The following is a 13818-nucleotide window of genomic DNA, read 5'->3' as shown; positions in this document are numbered from 1 at the left end:
GTTTTCAACTAATCAAGGCAGCGAAATAATCTGCTTTCGGACTATAGCGAAAATGCACTTTCGGCCGAAAATGCCTTCAGAACCGGCGCGCTGGCATTGAACGCATGGCGCCAGGTGACACGTCCGCCGGATTTATAACCGATGCGCACCGCCCCCAGTTCACCCTCCATGAACAGGCAGGCAATCCGACCGTGATCCTTGAGTTGCGCCAGCAAGTCCTGCGGAACCTGCTCGACACCACCCTGCACCATGATCACGTCATACGGCCCATGTTCACCAGCCCCCTGTTCCAGAGGGCCGACATGCACGATGGCATTGTCGGCGTCAGCTTCCATCAAAAGCGTCTGCGCTTCGCCGGCCAGGCTTTCCTCTTCCTCGACAGCGACGACCAGTTGCGCCATGCGCGCTGCAACCGCAGTCGAGTAGCCAAGCGCCGGAGCGATGTCCATCACCACCTCGTTGTTGGAAATGTTGAGCACATCCAGCATCTTGGCCAGCGTCCGCGGTTCGGTCATGTACCGCCCGTCGCCCAGATCGATCAGATCTTCGACATATGCGGCTTCGCGCTGTGCGTGCGGCACAAAATTCTCGCGTTTGACGCTGAGCATCGCATCGATGATTGGGAACTTGGTGACATCGGAAGGCCGGACCTGAGTATCGACCATCGTTTGGCGACGTTTTGCGAAGTCTGTCATTGGATCGCTCACTTGCTCTCTTGATTGTTTGGCTTGTGCCACATCCCTTGCCAGCCAGCAACGGCTCATGCACTGAATCTTGCCGATGATGCCCGGTTTGCACACAATGCGGGACTGCATTTCCAAAGCCGGATGCCAAAATTGCAATCAATCCTCTGGACGCCCCAGACGAAAGCTGTTAAAACGCCTCTCACACCACGGCAAGTAATTGATTTTACTTAAAAAGGCGAGTTGGCGGAGTGGTGACGCAGCGGATTGCAAATCCGTGTACACCGGTTCGATTCCGGTACTCGCCTCCATTTTATTCTAAATCATTGACTTAGCCTTGTGGTGCTCGGGTGTGACACAAAGTGGGACACACCTACAATGATGCAGTCATCCTACCTAAGCCTCTCAAGACACGGTATTTATTACTTCCGCTGGCCTATCCCTCCGTCTTATGAGCAAAAGCGAACATCTGTAAGAGTATCGCTGCGTACTCGCTGCCCGCATAGGGCTGGTGATCTGGCGCGCTTTCTTGCATCTTGCGGTCGATTAATACCGGATCAAAAGAACGTGCCCCGACTACGACAAGACCAAATCCGATCAATGGTGCATCGGTACTTCAAGGCGTCTTTAGACAAATATTTGGAACGGCTGAACGACAAAGGCTTTCCAGAGAAGGCCATCAGTGGGATGCAGCAAGAGATTGAAATCCATGAAAACGCTGGTGAAGGTGAGGATTTACTGTCTGACCTCCATCTCGACAGCGATGCGTTTTGCGAAGCCTCTGACATAAGCACACAGGACTGGGACGATAACGCGATGGACCTACGCCGAGAGTGGCGAAAGGGACGCAGAGATATGCTCAGGCGCATTCTGGAGGCAGTAGAACGCCTTGAACACTATTCTTATGATGACGCCCCAGCCGTGACTGTATCACCGCCTGCAAAGGCGCTCCCCGCCTCTTCACCAATAGGCACCGCAATTGATGACTTCATCGCGGAACATTCGCGTCAGTGGGCTGAAAAAACAGTTAGCCAGAACAGCGCGTACCTGAAAATTCTTGTTGAGTACTTTGGGCCAGACAGGTTGCTGAGCACGATAACGAAGCAAGATGCGAACGAGGTCAAAAAGATTCTGCAAGCCTTGCCATCCAGCAGGAACACCAAGCCCGCCCTGAAAAACATGCCGTTGATGGAAGTCATTAAGTTGCCGGGTCAGAAGACAATCGCCCCCAAAACGATCAATAGCCACATACAAATGTTCAAAAGTTTTTTTGATTGGGCCGAACGACACGGATACTCGCCGCATAGCCTCTTCGACGGCATGAAGGTGGCAAAGGCCAAAAACAGCGTCACCGAACGCAAACCCTTCAAGCCCGACCACGCCCGCTTGATTTACAACGAACTAACAGAAAACCCGTCTGGGCTGGTGCGCAAGGAATGCCACAAGTGGGGTGTACTACTAGGAATGTTCACTGGCGCGCGCCTGAACGAGATATGCCAACTGGACATCGCTGACGTTCAGCAAGAAGGTGGCGTATGGTATCTAAACATTACAGATGAGGGCGAGGACCAGCGGGTGAAGTCTGATGCCGGAAGACGCAAAGTACCCGTACATGCCGAATTGATACGCCTAGGTTTTTTGAACTTTGTGGAGAGCAGAAGTTCAGGGACTCGCCTATTCCCTGAATACAGCTACAACGCCAACGGGGGTTATGGACGCAACCTAGGACGCTGGTGCAACGAGAGTTTCTTGAAAAAGCTGCGCATTAAAGAGCCCGGCTTAGTTTTCCACAGCTTCCGGCACACAGTCGTGACGCGACTGAGCCAAGCCGGAGTAGCTGAGCCCATTGTACAGTGTATCGTCGGCCACGCTCGATCTGGCGTAACTCAAGAAGTTTACCTGAGAGAAGGCTACCAGCTAAACCAACTCAAGACTGCGATAGACAATTTCAACCCCTGCTAATCTTTCAAACCTGACTCGGGAAGCCGTCGCGGTAGCTTTCGAGCGGCACGCTTGGCGACGTCACGAGGTAATCGGCACGCTCCAGATCGCCAAAGCGCGAGTAGTGGACGTTCAGCATCGCAATCAGCGGCGTCGGCTGCGGGAAGCTGTATCGCAGACGACACCCGATGCTGACCCGCATGCCAGACACACGGCCGCGCCTGGTCATGTCATGAGTATCTTGCAAGGATGAGCGTTCCGAGGCATCGGGCCGGTGCCATCCTGCGCAAGGACGGGGAAGGCCAGGGACGCTATCACTCCAGCCACGATGGCCAGCCTCGAGATCAACCTTGCCAGCGGGTGTCTCATCGCCGCTTGCTCCTTGGCGGACCAGAGTCCGCCGGTTGCAGCGCGAGTCTTCGATAGCCCAAGCGTGAGCGTTCCAGTCAGCCGTCGCGTGGGCGCGGGCGGCGGCGGGGAGCCCCTGGAATTCGATCTGGATGGCATTCCTTCGTTCTCGGCCACCTGGATCGCGAAGTCCGGCGGAACTGTCCGATGAGTACGACCGGTCATCGGGGCGACAACTTGTGCAGGGCCGCAGCGGCAAGAGCATGTTCCTTCTGGTGGTAGTCGCCGCGGAACTTGCCATCGACCTCCACCTCCCAGATGCCGTTCCTTTCGCGCACCTGAACTCCACCGCGGTGCGGTGGCCAGTTCATGGAAGCCCCCTTTTCTCCTCTGCCTTTCGCCGACACGGGTTTCTTGTCGGTCAATTTCGACTCCTTCGCGTTGGGCGCGCGCTCCTCTCCGAGAAGCATCACGGCGCGAATGAATTCTTCCGCGTAGTCGTCGGTTTCGCGGTGGTCATGCTCGTGCCGGGTCAATCTCATCGGTTCTACGAACCGTTCTCGGAGGTGGTCGACGAAACGCGGCTCGGTACGTGCCATGTAAGCGATCAGGGCCTGCAGAATCCGTTCATGGGCCAACACGCGCCGTTCAAGATCGGTCGTCTCTGCTGCCGTCCTGGTTAGATGTTTCACTGATGTCATAGCGTATTGTCCTCCTCGCTGCGCGGTTCGACGCTGGATGTCGTGTGTTCGAGCGAGGCAGGCAGTCCTTCGCCTCGTCGCGATCCAACTCTTGCCATACACCTACCAGCCAAGCGCAAATCGTGTGCTGACGCAGATTAGGGGCACGGAAATTAAGTGGGTGTGTCTCGCTTGGAAGCGGAAAAAAGCCTGGGCAATCCACGTGCCATGACCAAGAAACTATTGCCCCAGCTCGACATCTGTGCGTGTCACGATTGGCGTCGAGGGGTCTTGCGCTGGTCGGGCCCTGCCGGTTGATGCCACGCCACCGTCGTCCGGGACGCTGCCCGGATCGCGGACGGGGTCTGCCTCGCCCTGCATGCCGCGCAGGAACTGGAACAGATCGCTGTCCGTCGTCAGGACAAGCGTCGTGTCATCCGAGATCATGTCGCCGTAGGCCTGCATGGTTCGGGTGAAATCGTAGAATTCGACCGAAACGGCATCGACATTGTAGGCGCCCGCATAGATTGCTGCTGCTGCGGCATCGGCGGCACCGCGGATTTCCTCGACAGCGCGATAGGCTTCGGACTGGATCTTGTTCAGATCCCGCACCCTGTTGCCTTGAATACGGGCCGCTTCACCGTTGCCTTCGGACAGGAATCTTTCGGCGATCTGCCGGCGTTCCGAGATCATGCGGTCATAGATCTTGGGTCGCACGCTCTCATTGTAGTTTATGCGCTTGAAACGAATGTCGAGAAGCTCAATCCCGAAGACGCGCACCTTCTCCGCCGCCGCCTCGAAGATCTGCTGCTCGACCAGCGCCCGCCCCTTCGTGATGGGAACCAGTGCGCCAATGTCCTGCGCAAGCTCCTGATCAGTCAGAAGCGTGTCCCGAAGCGGCGTCCGGCCCCTGGTCGTGCGCACAATCTCGATGAGTTCGTGCTTGGCGACGGCGTTCCGCGTCTCGCTACCGAGGATATCATCGAGGCGCGACTGGGCGCTGCGCTCGTCGCGCAGGCGCAGAAAGTACTGCAGAGGATCGGTGATCTTCCAGCGCGCGAAGAGATCGACCGAGATATAGAGCTTGTCTTTGGTGGGCATGTCCGATGGCGAGCCGTCCCACTCCAGAACCCGGCTGTCGATCCGGTTAACCTCCTGAACGAAGGGGAGTTTTATCTTAAGACCGGCCTCGGTGATCGGCGCGCCGACCGGTTTGCCGAACTGGGTGATGATGGCTTGCTCCACCTCCCCGACCGTGTAGATCGCGGATGATGCAGCGGCGAGACCGGCGACGGCGATCCCGGCGGTAATGGTCGAAATGGTCTTCATGGTTGCTCTCCTGTCTGTCGATCCAGGTTCAAAAGCGGCAGGATGCTTGCCGTGGACCCGTCGACAATGATCTTGGAGCCAATTCCCGGCAGAACATCCTGCAGGGTTTCGATGTAGATCCGGCGCCGGGTAACTTCGGGCGCCAGACGGTATTCCGTCAGGAGCGCCGTGAAGCGTGCCGCATCGCCCTCGGCTTCATTGATCCTCCTCAAGCGATAGCCATCGGCTTCGCGGATGCGCTGGTCCTTTTCGCCTTCGGCCAGAGGTATGACGCGGTTGTATTCGCGGCGGGCCTCGTTGATGATCCGCTCCTTCTCTTGTTGTGCCTGATTGACCTCGTTGAACGAGGCCTGAACCGGCTGGGGCGGATTGATGTTCTTCAGCTGTACCTGATCGATGCTGATGCCCATCGCGTATTTGGTCGCGAGCGCCTGCATCTTCATCAGGGCTTCGCTTTCGATTTCCTGGCGCCCGACGGTGATCACCTCGTCGACTGTGCGGTCTCCCACAACTTCGCGCATGACGGACTCCGAGACGTAACGCAGGGTCGCGCTTGGCTCGCGCACTTCAAACAAGAACTTCCGGGGTTCGGAAATCCGGTACTGCACCACCCACTCCACGAGCGCGGCGTTGAGATCGCCAGTCACCATCTCGGTCTCGCGGCGACCGTCCGTCGGGCTCTGATAGGGATCGGAGGCACCCGGAGTCGTGAACCCGAACTCTTGTTTCAGCTGGCGCTTGACCGGGACCAACGTGGTCACGTCGATCCCGAACGGGATCTTGAAGTGCAGCCCCGGAGGGACCTCGGCCGAGTACTTCCCGAACCGTTGGACAATCGCGACGGAGTCGCTCGGCACGGTGTAATATGAGGACCACGCCCCAAACGCCGCAAGCGCAATGGCGGCCCCGATTGCAAGACGCTTCACCGGTGGCAGACCGTCCGGCAGGATGCCGTGCAGCCGATCCCGACCCCGCCTGAGAATTGCGTCAACCTCAGGGGGAACGCGGGTCTGCTTGTTTTTCCAAGGTCCGCGATCTTCCGGTCCATTGTTATCAGAAGGCATCGCAAGCTCCTATTTCGGTTTTGGCACTCGGTGCGATGCCTGGCTCGCGCGTTTGACGGTGCGAACCGTTTTGCGCCATCACATCGTCGGCTCTGAACAGCATGACCTCAGAGTTCCAGTTCCTTCAGGCAGGCTTGCGCAATGTCTCGGTCTGGGGCATCGGTTCCTGGCATCGTCGCCCAGCCGGCTGTCATGAGAGCGTCGCGCCTCTGGTAGGTTGAGGCTGCCCGGATCGTTGCAAGCTTGTCCACCCGAGCCGGGTCTGACCGCGCCATGTCGAGGCAGACCGGTACCATTGAGGCGACGACATCATTACGGGACATCGCCACCGCCCGGTCATTCGAAGTGCCGCCGGTCACCCAGCCACCCCATGTAAATCCGACGACGCCGACAAAGACAGCACCGATCACGGCACCATAGATGCCGGGTTTGAGCCATTCGGGAGTATTCATTTCAAGTCCTCCTGCGGAGAAGGCGCCGCCTCGCCGTGATTGTTCTTCTCAGTCGCGGCCCGATCCCGGCTCAGCGCCTCTTTCACGTCGCTGTCGGAAATCGCCCGTAACTCGGTACGTCCCGCATGACCGCCCCTTCCGCGCACCGTCAGGTAGGTCGCCGTCCGTCTATAGGCCTCGAAGCTTAGCCCCTGGAGAAGCTCTTCTTCGACGAGAACCTCGTAGTCGCCCGCGGGCAAATCGCCCGGGTATCCCGGCAAGGTGAACGGGTTTGAAAACGTCACCGTCGATCTGGTCGACCGCATGTTCATCTCTGGTCTCCGCGATGTTGGCAGATCCGTCGCTCACCACTGTTGACGGCCCCTTGGAGTCCGGGACGGACCAGTCGAACGATTTAGTATCTTGTACCTCGGGATCGTCCGACTGGTGCTGACGCATGTTAGTCCCGGGCACCGAACCGGCTGCGACCCCGTCCTTTGGTCAGTCGCCCACACTGACCTGTGTAAGGGCGGCGAGACCGACCTGCGCGTATCCTTTGGGAAACAGGGGCGATCTGCGTTCCTGCAACCCTTGAAAGGATTGGCGATGGCCGACCCCAATGTTCTCAACCCGCACCCGCCCGAGTTCGATCGGTTTCTTCATGCGTCCGTCGGCGAGGACCGGAACGGCTATGCCGTGACAGTCCTTTCCACGCTTGCGCGGCTCGGTCTCGATCCATGGAACGAAACAGCTGAACTGGTCACGCTGGGACACGACGCCGCGCGCGCGCGGTTGGAAACGCTGCTTGCCCGGTTTCAGGATGTTCCCTCACTTGCAAGCGATCATGGCAGGGTCGCACGTGACTTGAGCCAGCTGCTTCCTGAAGGCCGGACGTCAGGTGCCCTGCAGCGCGCTGCCTCGACGGTGGCCGATGGCCGCCCGGGAACAAGCGGCGCGATCTGGGCGGTGCTCGCGATCATCTTTGTGCTGTTTCAGATGTTCATGGTTGGCGGGTCGGGGTCAGGCGAATGACCGTCTCAACCGCGACCGCGAGGAGACCGGCACATGCAGCGCACAAGTCCGGTACGCTTTCTCCACACGAACAGGGCATACTCTGGGAAATGGAGGAACACTTCTGGACCAGTGGCGCCGACAGTGCGCAGGCGACCACAGCAACCAACGCCGTTATGGTCTTCCCCTATCCGCCCGGCATCCTCCAGGGCGACCAGATCTGGCCCCATCTTCGCGAAAGGACCGGCTGGCGTTCCGTCGTCATGGCCGAACGGCGCGTGACGCGATGCGGTGACATCGCGATCCTCACTTACCGGGTCTCGGCTGAAAAAACCGACGTGCCGATCTACAAAGCGCTTTGCGCCTCAACGTACCTCAACGATGAGGACACCTGGCTGAGGATTTCCCACCAGCAAACTGTGGTGATTTAAGAACCGCAGAGGCAATCGACCTGCCGCGGGCGCCGGGACTAACCTGCGTCAGTGCGGCGAGGCCCTGGCACGGTTAGATGAGACGTGCCCGCCGAATATTTGGTGGCGCATCTTTTTCCGAGTACCCGAGAAGCGTGTGGGCGTGCCGATCCCCAAAGGGTCGGCATGTCGGCGCGCTTCTTATTCTCGGAACGTCCAGGAAAGGACAATTCCAATGACTCCCGAACAGAACAAGACTGCCGAGAAGATGACCTCCGTGAAAGCCGCGTGGGACAAGGCGCCCGCTGGTCCGAAGAAGGACGCGGCGCTCAGGCACTACGAGGCAGCCGAGAAGGCGAACACGGCGAAGAACGAGGCCGAGACCAACAAGGAACTCGATGCGGCGAGCGAGAAGCTCTCGTGACATCCGACACCTGATGCAAACCTTGGCCGCCCCTCGCTTTGCGGAGGGCGGCCCTCTCATTTCAGGAGCGGGCCGCTCTGATCCAGATACGCCGGATCGAACTCGGCAAGTGCCACCAGCCCCTCATAGTCGTGAAACGTCACGCGGCCGTCCCGAAAGGTCACCAGTCCGTTCTCGCGAAGCTGCCGCAGGACGCGGTTCACGTGAATCGCACTAAGCCCCAAGGCATCTGCCAGGTGATACTGGGTCAGCGGGCAATCATACCCATCCTCAGTCCCCATGCCCACCAGCGCAAGCCGCGATCCCAACTCCAGCAGAAAATGCGCCATGCGGGCGTCCGCATCACGCCGACCAATGCCGACGAGATGTTCCACCACCATCGCCTCATCCCTTGACGCCGCCCAGAGTATGGCGGTCGCCAAGCGAGGGGTCTGCGCGAACGCATTAAGAAGGTCGCTCTTCAATACTTCCGCAGCCTCGATGTCGACGATGGGTTCGAAGCTGTGGTCCGACGTGCGCAACAGGACGCTGCGCAATCCCAGAAAATCTCCTGGCACCTGGAAATCCACGATCTGCCGGGTCCCGTCGGCCTGCAGTTTGTAGGAACAGACCCAACCCGCGGACAGAATATACGCGGCCTGAGCCGACTGGCCCTGATGCACCATATCACGCCCTGCAACGAAGGAGCGGCGACGCTGATGCAGTCGTTCAAGCACGGCCAGCTCGACCTCCGACAGGGCGACGAAGGCCGAGAGCTTGCGGGTAAGGGGGCTGTGTTCAACTGATGTCATGGGGCCTCCCGGCGTGTCGTGACCCAAGAGCAGAAATCGGCTCGGACACTGCTCTGGATCAGTCCAGCATAGAGCAATTCCTGCGAGATGTACGGATGCATCTGAATCTCACCTTCTCTCAGGTTCACGATGCCAAGGAAGGAAACTCAGATGTCCACCGCAAGCGAACATGCAGGCCAGGCCGCCCTATCGATCTGCGAGGCGCTCCTGCTTGCCATGAACGATCGCGGGTTGCTGCCGGAACACGAGATCGTGGGGGTTCTTCGCGACGCCGCGGCGACCCATGAGAACGCGGTCGGTACCGAACTCGAAATGGAAAGGCACCGGGCCGTCGCCGAAATGATCAACACGATCATCGCTGGCGGGAACTCTGTTCGACGCCCGTGAACCGCTCGGGCGGCGGTGTCGATCCGAATTCTCGGAGTGGAGACCGAATAGGATACCGCGGACTTGCGCGCAACGCAGCTAAGCATTTGACCCGGCCCGTTTCGCCAACGAAATCTCAACAAGGAGCACTTAGATGTCATTCACTCCACTCCACGACCGGGTTCTTGTTCGTCGCATTGAAGGCGATGAGACGACCAAGGGAGGTCTCATCATTCCCGATACCGCTAAGGAGAAACCTCAAGAAGGCGAAGTCGTCTCCGTTGGCGCGGGCGGAAGACGCGAGGACGGCGAGCGCATCCCGATGGATGTCAAAGCCGGCGACCGGATCCTGTTTGGAAAATGGTCCGGGTCAGAGATCAAACTCGATGGCGAAGACCTTCTGATCATGAAGGAGAGCGACATTCTCGGCGTGATCGCCTGAGTCCGAAACCTTTCACGTCAACCTCAGTCTCAGGAACTCACACCATGTCCGCCAAGGAAGTTCGATTCAGTACCGACGCCCGCGATCGCATGCTGAAAGGCATCAACACGCTTGCAAATGCCGTCAAGATCACCCTCGGCCCCAAGGGCCGAAACGTCATTCTAGATAAATCCTGGGGTGCGCCGCGCATCACCAAGGACGGTGTGACCGTCGCCAAGGAGATCGAGCTTTCGGACCATTTCGAGAATATGGGCGCCCAGATGGTCAAGGAGGTCGCGCAGCGCACCAATGATGAGGCTGGCGACGGAACCACCACCGCCACCGTGCTCGCCCATGCGATTGTCCGGGAGGGCATGAAGTCGGTCGCGGCCGGCATGAACCCGATGGATCTCAAGCGCGGTATCGACAAAGCCGTCGCTGCAGTTGTGGCCGAGATCAAGACCATGTCCCGGCCGGTCGGCGACAGCGACGAGATTGCCAAGGTCGGCGCCATTTCGGCCAACGGAGAAGTCGAGATCGGTCGGCAGATCGCCGACGCGATGGCCAAGGTCAGCAAGGAAGGCGTGATCACCGTCGAGGAAAACAAAGGGTTGGAGACCGAGACCGAAGTGGTCGAAGGCATGCAGTTCGACCGCGGCTATCTGAGCCCCTATTTCGTCACGAATGCTCAGAAAATGGTCGTCGAGCTGGATGATTGCGTCGTACTGCTTCACGAAAAAAAGCTGACCTCTCTCATATCCATGGTGCCGTTGCTGGAGGCTGTGATTCAGGCCGAGAAGCAATTGCTGATCGTGGCCGAGGATATCGAGGGCGAGGCGCTGGCGACGCTGGTCGTCAACAAACTGCGCGGCGGATTGAAGGTGGCGGCCGTCAAGGCACCCGGCTTCGGAGACCGCCGCAAGGCGATGATGGAAGACATAGCCGTGCTGACGGGCGGTCAGGTGATTTCCGTGGAAATGGGCACCAAGCTGGAGAATGTCACCATGGACATGCTCGGGTCCGCCAGAAAGGTCACAATCACCAAGGATGACACGACGATCATCGACGGTGCCGGAGCCAAGGACGCGATCGCGGCGCGCGTCAACCAGATCCGGGCGCAGATCGAGGAGACCACTTCGGACTACGACAAGGAGAAGCTGCAGGAACGGCTCGCCAAGCTTGCCGGCGGCATTGCCGTGATCCGGGTCGGCGGGGCAACTGAGATCGAGGTGAAGGAGCGCAAGGACCGCGTCGACGACGCGCTGAACGCCACCCGCGCTGCGGTTCAGGAAGGTGTCGTGCCCGGCGGCGGCGTGGCCCTGGTTCATGCCGGCAAGGTGCTGGCGACGCTGAAGGGCGAGAACGGCGATCAGAATGCCGGCATCAAGATCGTCCGGCGCGCGATCCAGGCACCATTGCGCCAGATTGCCGAAAATGCCGGGGTCGACGGATCGGTCGTTGTTGGCAAGGTCATCGAGAACGACAGCCGGAGCTTCGGTTTCGACGCGCAAGCCGAGGAGTACGTCGACATGCTGAAGGCCGGCGTTATCGATCCGACGAAAGTCGTTCGGATCGCACTGGAAAACGCCGCGTCCATTGCCGGGCTATTGATCACGACCGAGGCGATGGTCGCGCAAAAGCCCGAAAAGGGCGGCGCCGGTAACGAAATGGCCGATATGGGTGGAATGGGCGGAATGATGTGAATGGGCGGGGCCTGTGCGCAGGAGCCTCGGGACGAGAAATCACATTCCCGATGGACATGAACACCGATCTAGTCAGCACAATAATTCACAATAGGAGAAACGGAAATGACCAAAGGCAACAAGCAACGCGGCAACCGCGAAGCGAAAAAGCCTAAGAAGGTGAAGGAAAAGGTCGTTGCAACAGCCGACTTCACGAAGGGCAAAACCTTGACCAATCTAGGCGAGCACAAGAAGAAATAGGTAGAGGGCCAAGTGATTGGCTATCAGTGAATATTGGCTATCACTGAATACGGAGCCTGATGGCGGCGGGAGACGACGCGCATAACACTTTGGCAGAGCTTCCGCTGCGCAAGGCTGCACCTATGAGACGAGAAGCACCGGAGATTTCTTTCATTCGCGGAGGCCCGGACGCTTGCCGCCTGAGCCGTACGCGACGCGGCTGAGGCGCCGGCAACTGCTTCTCGCGGTCAACGCATCCGCTTTGCGATGACAAAGACTCTGTCGACCCCAAAAGGTATGCTTCTCCCGTGATCGATTCTCATCAAGGCCTGCCCCATGAGGCCGCCGACAGCATAACGAAACCATTCGCACGCTTCCTGAAGATCGAAGCGGCAGCTGGTGGACTCCTGCTCCTGGCTGTTCTGCTGGCTTTGGGGCTGGCCAACTCACCGTGGCAAGAAGGCTTTCTGAGCTTCTGGGAAACCCCCATCGGTCTCACATTCGGCTCGTTGGATTTCACCCGCTCTCTGCGGCACTGGATCAACGACGGTCTGATGACCCTTTTCTTCTTCGTGCTTTCTCTGGAACTCAAGCGCGAGTTGGTGCTGGGCGAATTGCGGAACCCTCGACAGGCCGCCCTGCCGTTCGCAGGCGCCTTGGGTGGCATGGTCGTGCCGGTCTCTCTGTATCTTGCGCTGATGTCCGGCCAGCCCGGCATACATGGCTGGGGAACCGTGATGGCAACCGATACGGCCTTCGTGATCGGGTGCCTGGCGCTCTTCGGAGGCCGGATCCCGCCCACCTTGCGATTGTTCCTGCTGTCTCTGGCCATCTTTGATGACGTCGGTGCAATCCTCGTGGTCGCCTTCGGTTACGGTGAGGCGTTAAACTGGTCGGCTCTCGGATTGGGCTTTCTGGGGATTGGTATCGTCGCAGGCGCCTCGCGCGTCGGGATCAGAAGCGTACCGGTCTATTTCCTTCTGGGAGCGGCAGTCTGGTTATGCTTCGACGCTTCCGGCGTCCACGCGACTATTGCAGGCGTCATTCTGGGCCTGATGACACCAACGCGCATATGGGTGAGCGACGCCCGCCTGCGTGAGATCCTTGGGCGAGTACTCGCCGTTCCGGCCGGCGATCGTCGACAAGGAGATGCCGCAAGCCACCGCGACCTGCGTCAAGCCGGCAGAGCGGTCACGGAGTCGCTCTCACCAGTCGAACGGCTCGAGATGATGCTGCACCCCTGGGTCGGCTTTGCAATCATGCCGATCTTCGCACTGGCAAATGCCGGCATCACGATTCAGGGTGTCGATTTCGTACAACCGGTCTCGCTGGCGATCATTGTCGGCCTCGTGTTGGGAAAACCGATCGGCGTCCTCGGGTTCAGCTGGTTTGCCGTACGATCCGGCCTGGCGCTACTCGCGCCGGCCTTGTCGTGGCCCTTCATTCTGGCCGGCTCTTTTCTGACGGGGATCGGTTTCACGATGTCATTGTTCATCGCAGGCCTCGCATTCGACAGTTACGTCCTGAATGCGGCAAAGTTGGGTATTCTCGGCGGATCGGCGCTTTCGGCGATACTCGGCATCTCGCTTCTGATTTGGCTCACATTGCGAATGAGGTGACGAAAACACACAGCCGATGCGCTGCGCGACCTCGTTCATGTACCCTTACTGTCCATCGTCGATTTCGACGCCGATCAGTTCTGAGATGCTTTGCTGCCCAATGTTGCTGCAACAGCCGACGACGCAGCGCAACGTGCAGCAACTGCCCGCAAGGAAGGGAACACGAATTGGAACGACACGGGAACCGGTATGGGCCTTGGCTGGCTCTGCGCCCTGCTGATCCTCGTACTGGTGATCTTGGCCATAGAGGCACAGATCAAACTTCTTCGACAATAGGCGGAAGCCGGAAAGGGCGCCCCGCCGTCCAGACACCGATCCTATGCTATAATGCGCATGCAGTAGTGAGGCCTGTTTATTAGGCGACCCTTAGGGGTGCAA

Annotated in this window: 18 protein-coding genes and 1 tRNA gene; 11 read left to right on the top strand and 8 right to left on the bottom strand. The window is 59.0% G+C overall.

Going from position 1 to position 13818, the window contains the following annotated elements:
* Positions 1-41: 41 nt before the first annotated feature.
* Positions 42-695 carry a protein-L-isoaspartate O-methyltransferase family protein gene (locus tag AC2FIR_RS00660; RefSeq protein ID WP_170610075.1) on the bottom strand — a complete coding sequence of 218 codons (654 nt, stop codon included), beginning with the start codon at positions 693-695 and terminating at the stop codon, positions 42-44.
* Between the two features lie 225 nt (positions 696-920).
* Here AC2FIR_RS00660 and AC2FIR_RS00655 point away from each other — a divergent pair.
* Together AC2FIR_RS00655 and AC2FIR_RS00650 are read left to right on the top strand one after the other, a co-directional pair.
* Positions 921-994 (top strand) — tRNA-Cys (locus tag AC2FIR_RS00655).
* 289 nt (positions 995-1283) lie between these two features.
* Positions 1284-2645: a site-specific integrase gene (locus AC2FIR_RS00650; RefSeq protein ID WP_496761801.1), complete on the top strand. Its 1362-nt coding sequence runs from the start codon at positions 1284-1286 to the stop codon at positions 2643-2645.
* Positions 2646-2649: 4 nt separating this feature from the next.
* Here the strand turns inward: AC2FIR_RS00650 and AC2FIR_RS00645 are convergent, their stop codons facing one another.
* From AC2FIR_RS00645 to AC2FIR_RS00620, 6 genes are all read right to left on the bottom strand, one after another.
* On the bottom strand, positions 2650-2871 hold the full coding sequence (locus AC2FIR_RS00645; RefSeq protein ID WP_496761798.1) for a hypothetical protein: 222 nt from the start codon (positions 2869-2871) through the stop codon (positions 2650-2652).
* A 322-nt stretch (positions 2872-3193) separates the two neighbouring features.
* Positions 3194-3673, bottom strand: coding sequence for a hypothetical protein (locus tag AC2FIR_RS00640; RefSeq protein ID WP_496743643.1), 480 nt, complete (start codon positions 3671-3673; stop codon positions 3194-3196).
* Between the two features lie 219 nt (positions 3674-3892).
* A complete protein-coding gene (gene hflC, locus AC2FIR_RS00635; RefSeq protein ID WP_157707885.1) occupies positions 3893-4981 on the bottom strand; it encodes a protease modulator HflC in 1089 nt (362 codons plus the stop codon).
* Positions 4978-6045, bottom strand: a complete 1068-nt coding sequence (gene hflK / locus AC2FIR_RS00630; protein ID WP_157707886.1) for an FtsH protease activity modulator HflK — start codon at positions 6043-6045, stop codon at positions 4978-4980. The genes hflC and hflK overlap by 4 nt, the downstream gene beginning before the upstream one ends.
* A gap of 107 nt (positions 6046-6152) precedes the next feature.
* Positions 6153-6497, bottom strand: coding sequence for a hypothetical protein (locus AC2FIR_RS00625; RefSeq protein ID WP_073038017.1), 345 nt, complete (start codon positions 6495-6497; stop codon positions 6153-6155).
* On the bottom strand, positions 6494-6808 hold the full coding sequence (locus AC2FIR_RS00620; RefSeq protein ID WP_246162179.1) for a hypothetical protein: 315 nt from the start codon (positions 6806-6808) through the stop codon (positions 6494-6496). Before AC2FIR_RS00620 ends, AC2FIR_RS00625 begins: the two co-directional genes overlap by 4 nt.
* A 274-nt stretch (positions 6809-7082) precedes the next feature.
* Between AC2FIR_RS00620 and AC2FIR_RS00615 the strand changes: the two genes are divergently transcribed.
* The 3 genes from AC2FIR_RS00615 to AC2FIR_RS00605 all read left to right on the top strand — a co-directional run bounded on the left by AC2FIR_RS00615 (position 7083) and on the right by AC2FIR_RS00605 (position 8321).
* On the top strand, positions 7083-7508 hold the full coding sequence (locus AC2FIR_RS00615; protein WP_157707888.1) for a hypothetical protein: 426 nt from the start codon (positions 7083-7085) through the stop codon (positions 7506-7508).
* On the top strand, positions 7505-7918 hold the full coding sequence (locus AC2FIR_RS00610) for a hypothetical protein (protein ID WP_246162180.1): 414 nt from the start codon (positions 7505-7507) through the stop codon (positions 7916-7918). Before AC2FIR_RS00615 ends, AC2FIR_RS00610 begins: the two co-directional genes overlap by 4 nt.
* A 214-nt stretch (positions 7919-8132) precedes the next feature.
* Entirely contained in the window at positions 8133-8321 is a 189-nt protein-coding gene (locus AC2FIR_RS00605) for a hypothetical protein (protein ID WP_099275886.1), read from the top strand.
* 56 nt (positions 8322-8377) lie between these two features.
* Here AC2FIR_RS00605 and AC2FIR_RS00600 read toward each other — a convergent pair whose 3' ends face one another.
* Complete coding sequence (locus AC2FIR_RS00600) at positions 8378-9112, bottom strand: Crp/Fnr family transcriptional regulator (RefSeq protein WP_496761797.1); 735 nt, start codon at positions 9110-9112, stop codon at positions 8378-8380.
* Positions 9113-9262: 150 nt separating this feature from the next.
* Here AC2FIR_RS00600 and AC2FIR_RS00595 point away from each other — a divergent pair, with 150 nt between their 5' ends.
* The 6 genes from AC2FIR_RS00595 to AC2FIR_RS00570 all read left to right on the top strand — a co-directional run bounded on the left by AC2FIR_RS00595 (position 9263) and on the right by AC2FIR_RS00570 (position 13716).
* The gene (locus AC2FIR_RS00595) at positions 9263-9499 is read left to right on the top strand and encodes a hypothetical protein (protein WP_157707891.1); all 237 of its coding nucleotides are present in this window, start codon (positions 9263-9265) and stop codon (positions 9497-9499) included.
* A 133-nt stretch (positions 9500-9632) separates the two neighbouring features.
* Positions 9633-9920, top strand: coding sequence for a co-chaperone GroES (locus tag AC2FIR_RS00590; RefSeq protein ID WP_062563235.1), 288 nt, complete (start codon positions 9633-9635; stop codon positions 9918-9920).
* A gap of 44 nt (positions 9921-9964) precedes the next feature.
* On the top strand, positions 9965-11602 hold the full coding sequence (groL, locus tag AC2FIR_RS00585; protein WP_496743640.1) for a chaperonin GroEL: 1638 nt from the start codon (positions 9965-9967) through the stop codon (positions 11600-11602).
* Positions 11603-11707: 105 nt separating this feature from the next.
* Positions 11708-11842, top strand: a complete 135-nt coding sequence (locus AC2FIR_RS00580) for a hypothetical protein (RefSeq protein ID WP_263720905.1) — start codon at positions 11708-11710, stop codon at positions 11840-11842.
* 287 nt (positions 11843-12129) lie between these two features.
* The gene (gene nhaA, locus AC2FIR_RS00575) at positions 12130-13440 is read left to right on the top strand and encodes a Na+/H+ antiporter NhaA (protein ID WP_496743639.1); all 1311 of its coding nucleotides are present in this window, start codon (positions 12130-12132) and stop codon (positions 13438-13440) included.
* Between the two features lie 90 nt (positions 13441-13530).
* Complete coding sequence (locus AC2FIR_RS00570; RefSeq protein WP_496761795.1) at positions 13531-13716, top strand: hypothetical protein; 186 nt, start codon at positions 13531-13533, stop codon at positions 13714-13716.
* The last annotated feature ends 102 nt before the right edge of the window (positions 13717-13818 follow it).

It is taken from the genome of Ruegeria sp. CDSB136 (assembly GCF_059610965.1).
Note: the sequence above shows the minus strand (reverse complement) of the source record. Positions and strands in the feature narration are given on the sequence as shown.

Coding starts and splice junctions, on each gene's coding strand:
- AC2FIR_RS00660 (WP_170610075.1), bottom strand. CDS start 695: ATGACAGACTTCGCAAAACGTCGCCAAACGATGGTCGATACTCAGGTC.
- AC2FIR_RS00650 (WP_496761801.1), top strand. CDS start 1,284: ATGGTGCATCGGTACTTCAAGGCGTCTTTAGACAAATATTTGGAACGG.
- AC2FIR_RS00640 (WP_496743643.1), bottom strand. CDS start 3,673: ATGACATCAGTGAAACATCTAACCAGGACGGCAGCAGAGACGACCGAT.
- hflC (WP_157707885.1), bottom strand. CDS start 4,981: ATGAAGACCATTTCGACCATTACCGCCGGGATCGCCGTCGCCGGTCTC.
- hflK (WP_157707886.1), bottom strand. CDS start 6,045: ATGCCTTCTGATAACAATGGACCGGAAGATCGCGGACCTTGGAAAAAC.
- AC2FIR_RS00625 (WP_073038017.1), bottom strand. CDS start 6,497: ATGAATACTCCCGAATGGCTCAAACCCGGCATCTATGGTGCCGTGATC.
- AC2FIR_RS00620 (WP_246162179.1), bottom strand. CDS start 6,808: ATGAACATGCGGTCGACCAGATCGACGGTGACGTTTTCAAACCCGTTC.
- AC2FIR_RS00615 (WP_157707888.1), top strand. CDS start 7,083: ATGGCCGACCCCAATGTTCTCAACCCGCACCCGCCCGAGTTCGATCGG.
- AC2FIR_RS00610 (WP_246162180.1), top strand. CDS start 7,505: ATGACCGTCTCAACCGCGACCGCGAGGAGACCGGCACATGCAGCGCAC.
- AC2FIR_RS00605 (WP_099275886.1), top strand. CDS start 8,133: ATGACTCCCGAACAGAACAAGACTGCCGAGAAGATGACCTCCGTGAAA.
- AC2FIR_RS00600 (WP_496761797.1), bottom strand. CDS start 9,112: ATGACATCAGTTGAACACAGCCCCCTTACCCGCAAGCTCTCGGCCTTC.
- AC2FIR_RS00595 (WP_157707891.1), top strand. CDS start 9,263: ATGTCCACCGCAAGCGAACATGCAGGCCAGGCCGCCCTATCGATCTGC.
- AC2FIR_RS00590 (WP_062563235.1), top strand. CDS start 9,633: ATGTCATTCACTCCACTCCACGACCGGGTTCTTGTTCGTCGCATTGAA.
- groL (WP_496743640.1), top strand. CDS start 9,965: ATGTCCGCCAAGGAAGTTCGATTCAGTACCGACGCCCGCGATCGCATG.
- AC2FIR_RS00580 (WP_263720905.1), top strand. CDS start 11,708: ATGACCAAAGGCAACAAGCAACGCGGCAACCGCGAAGCGAAAAAGCCT.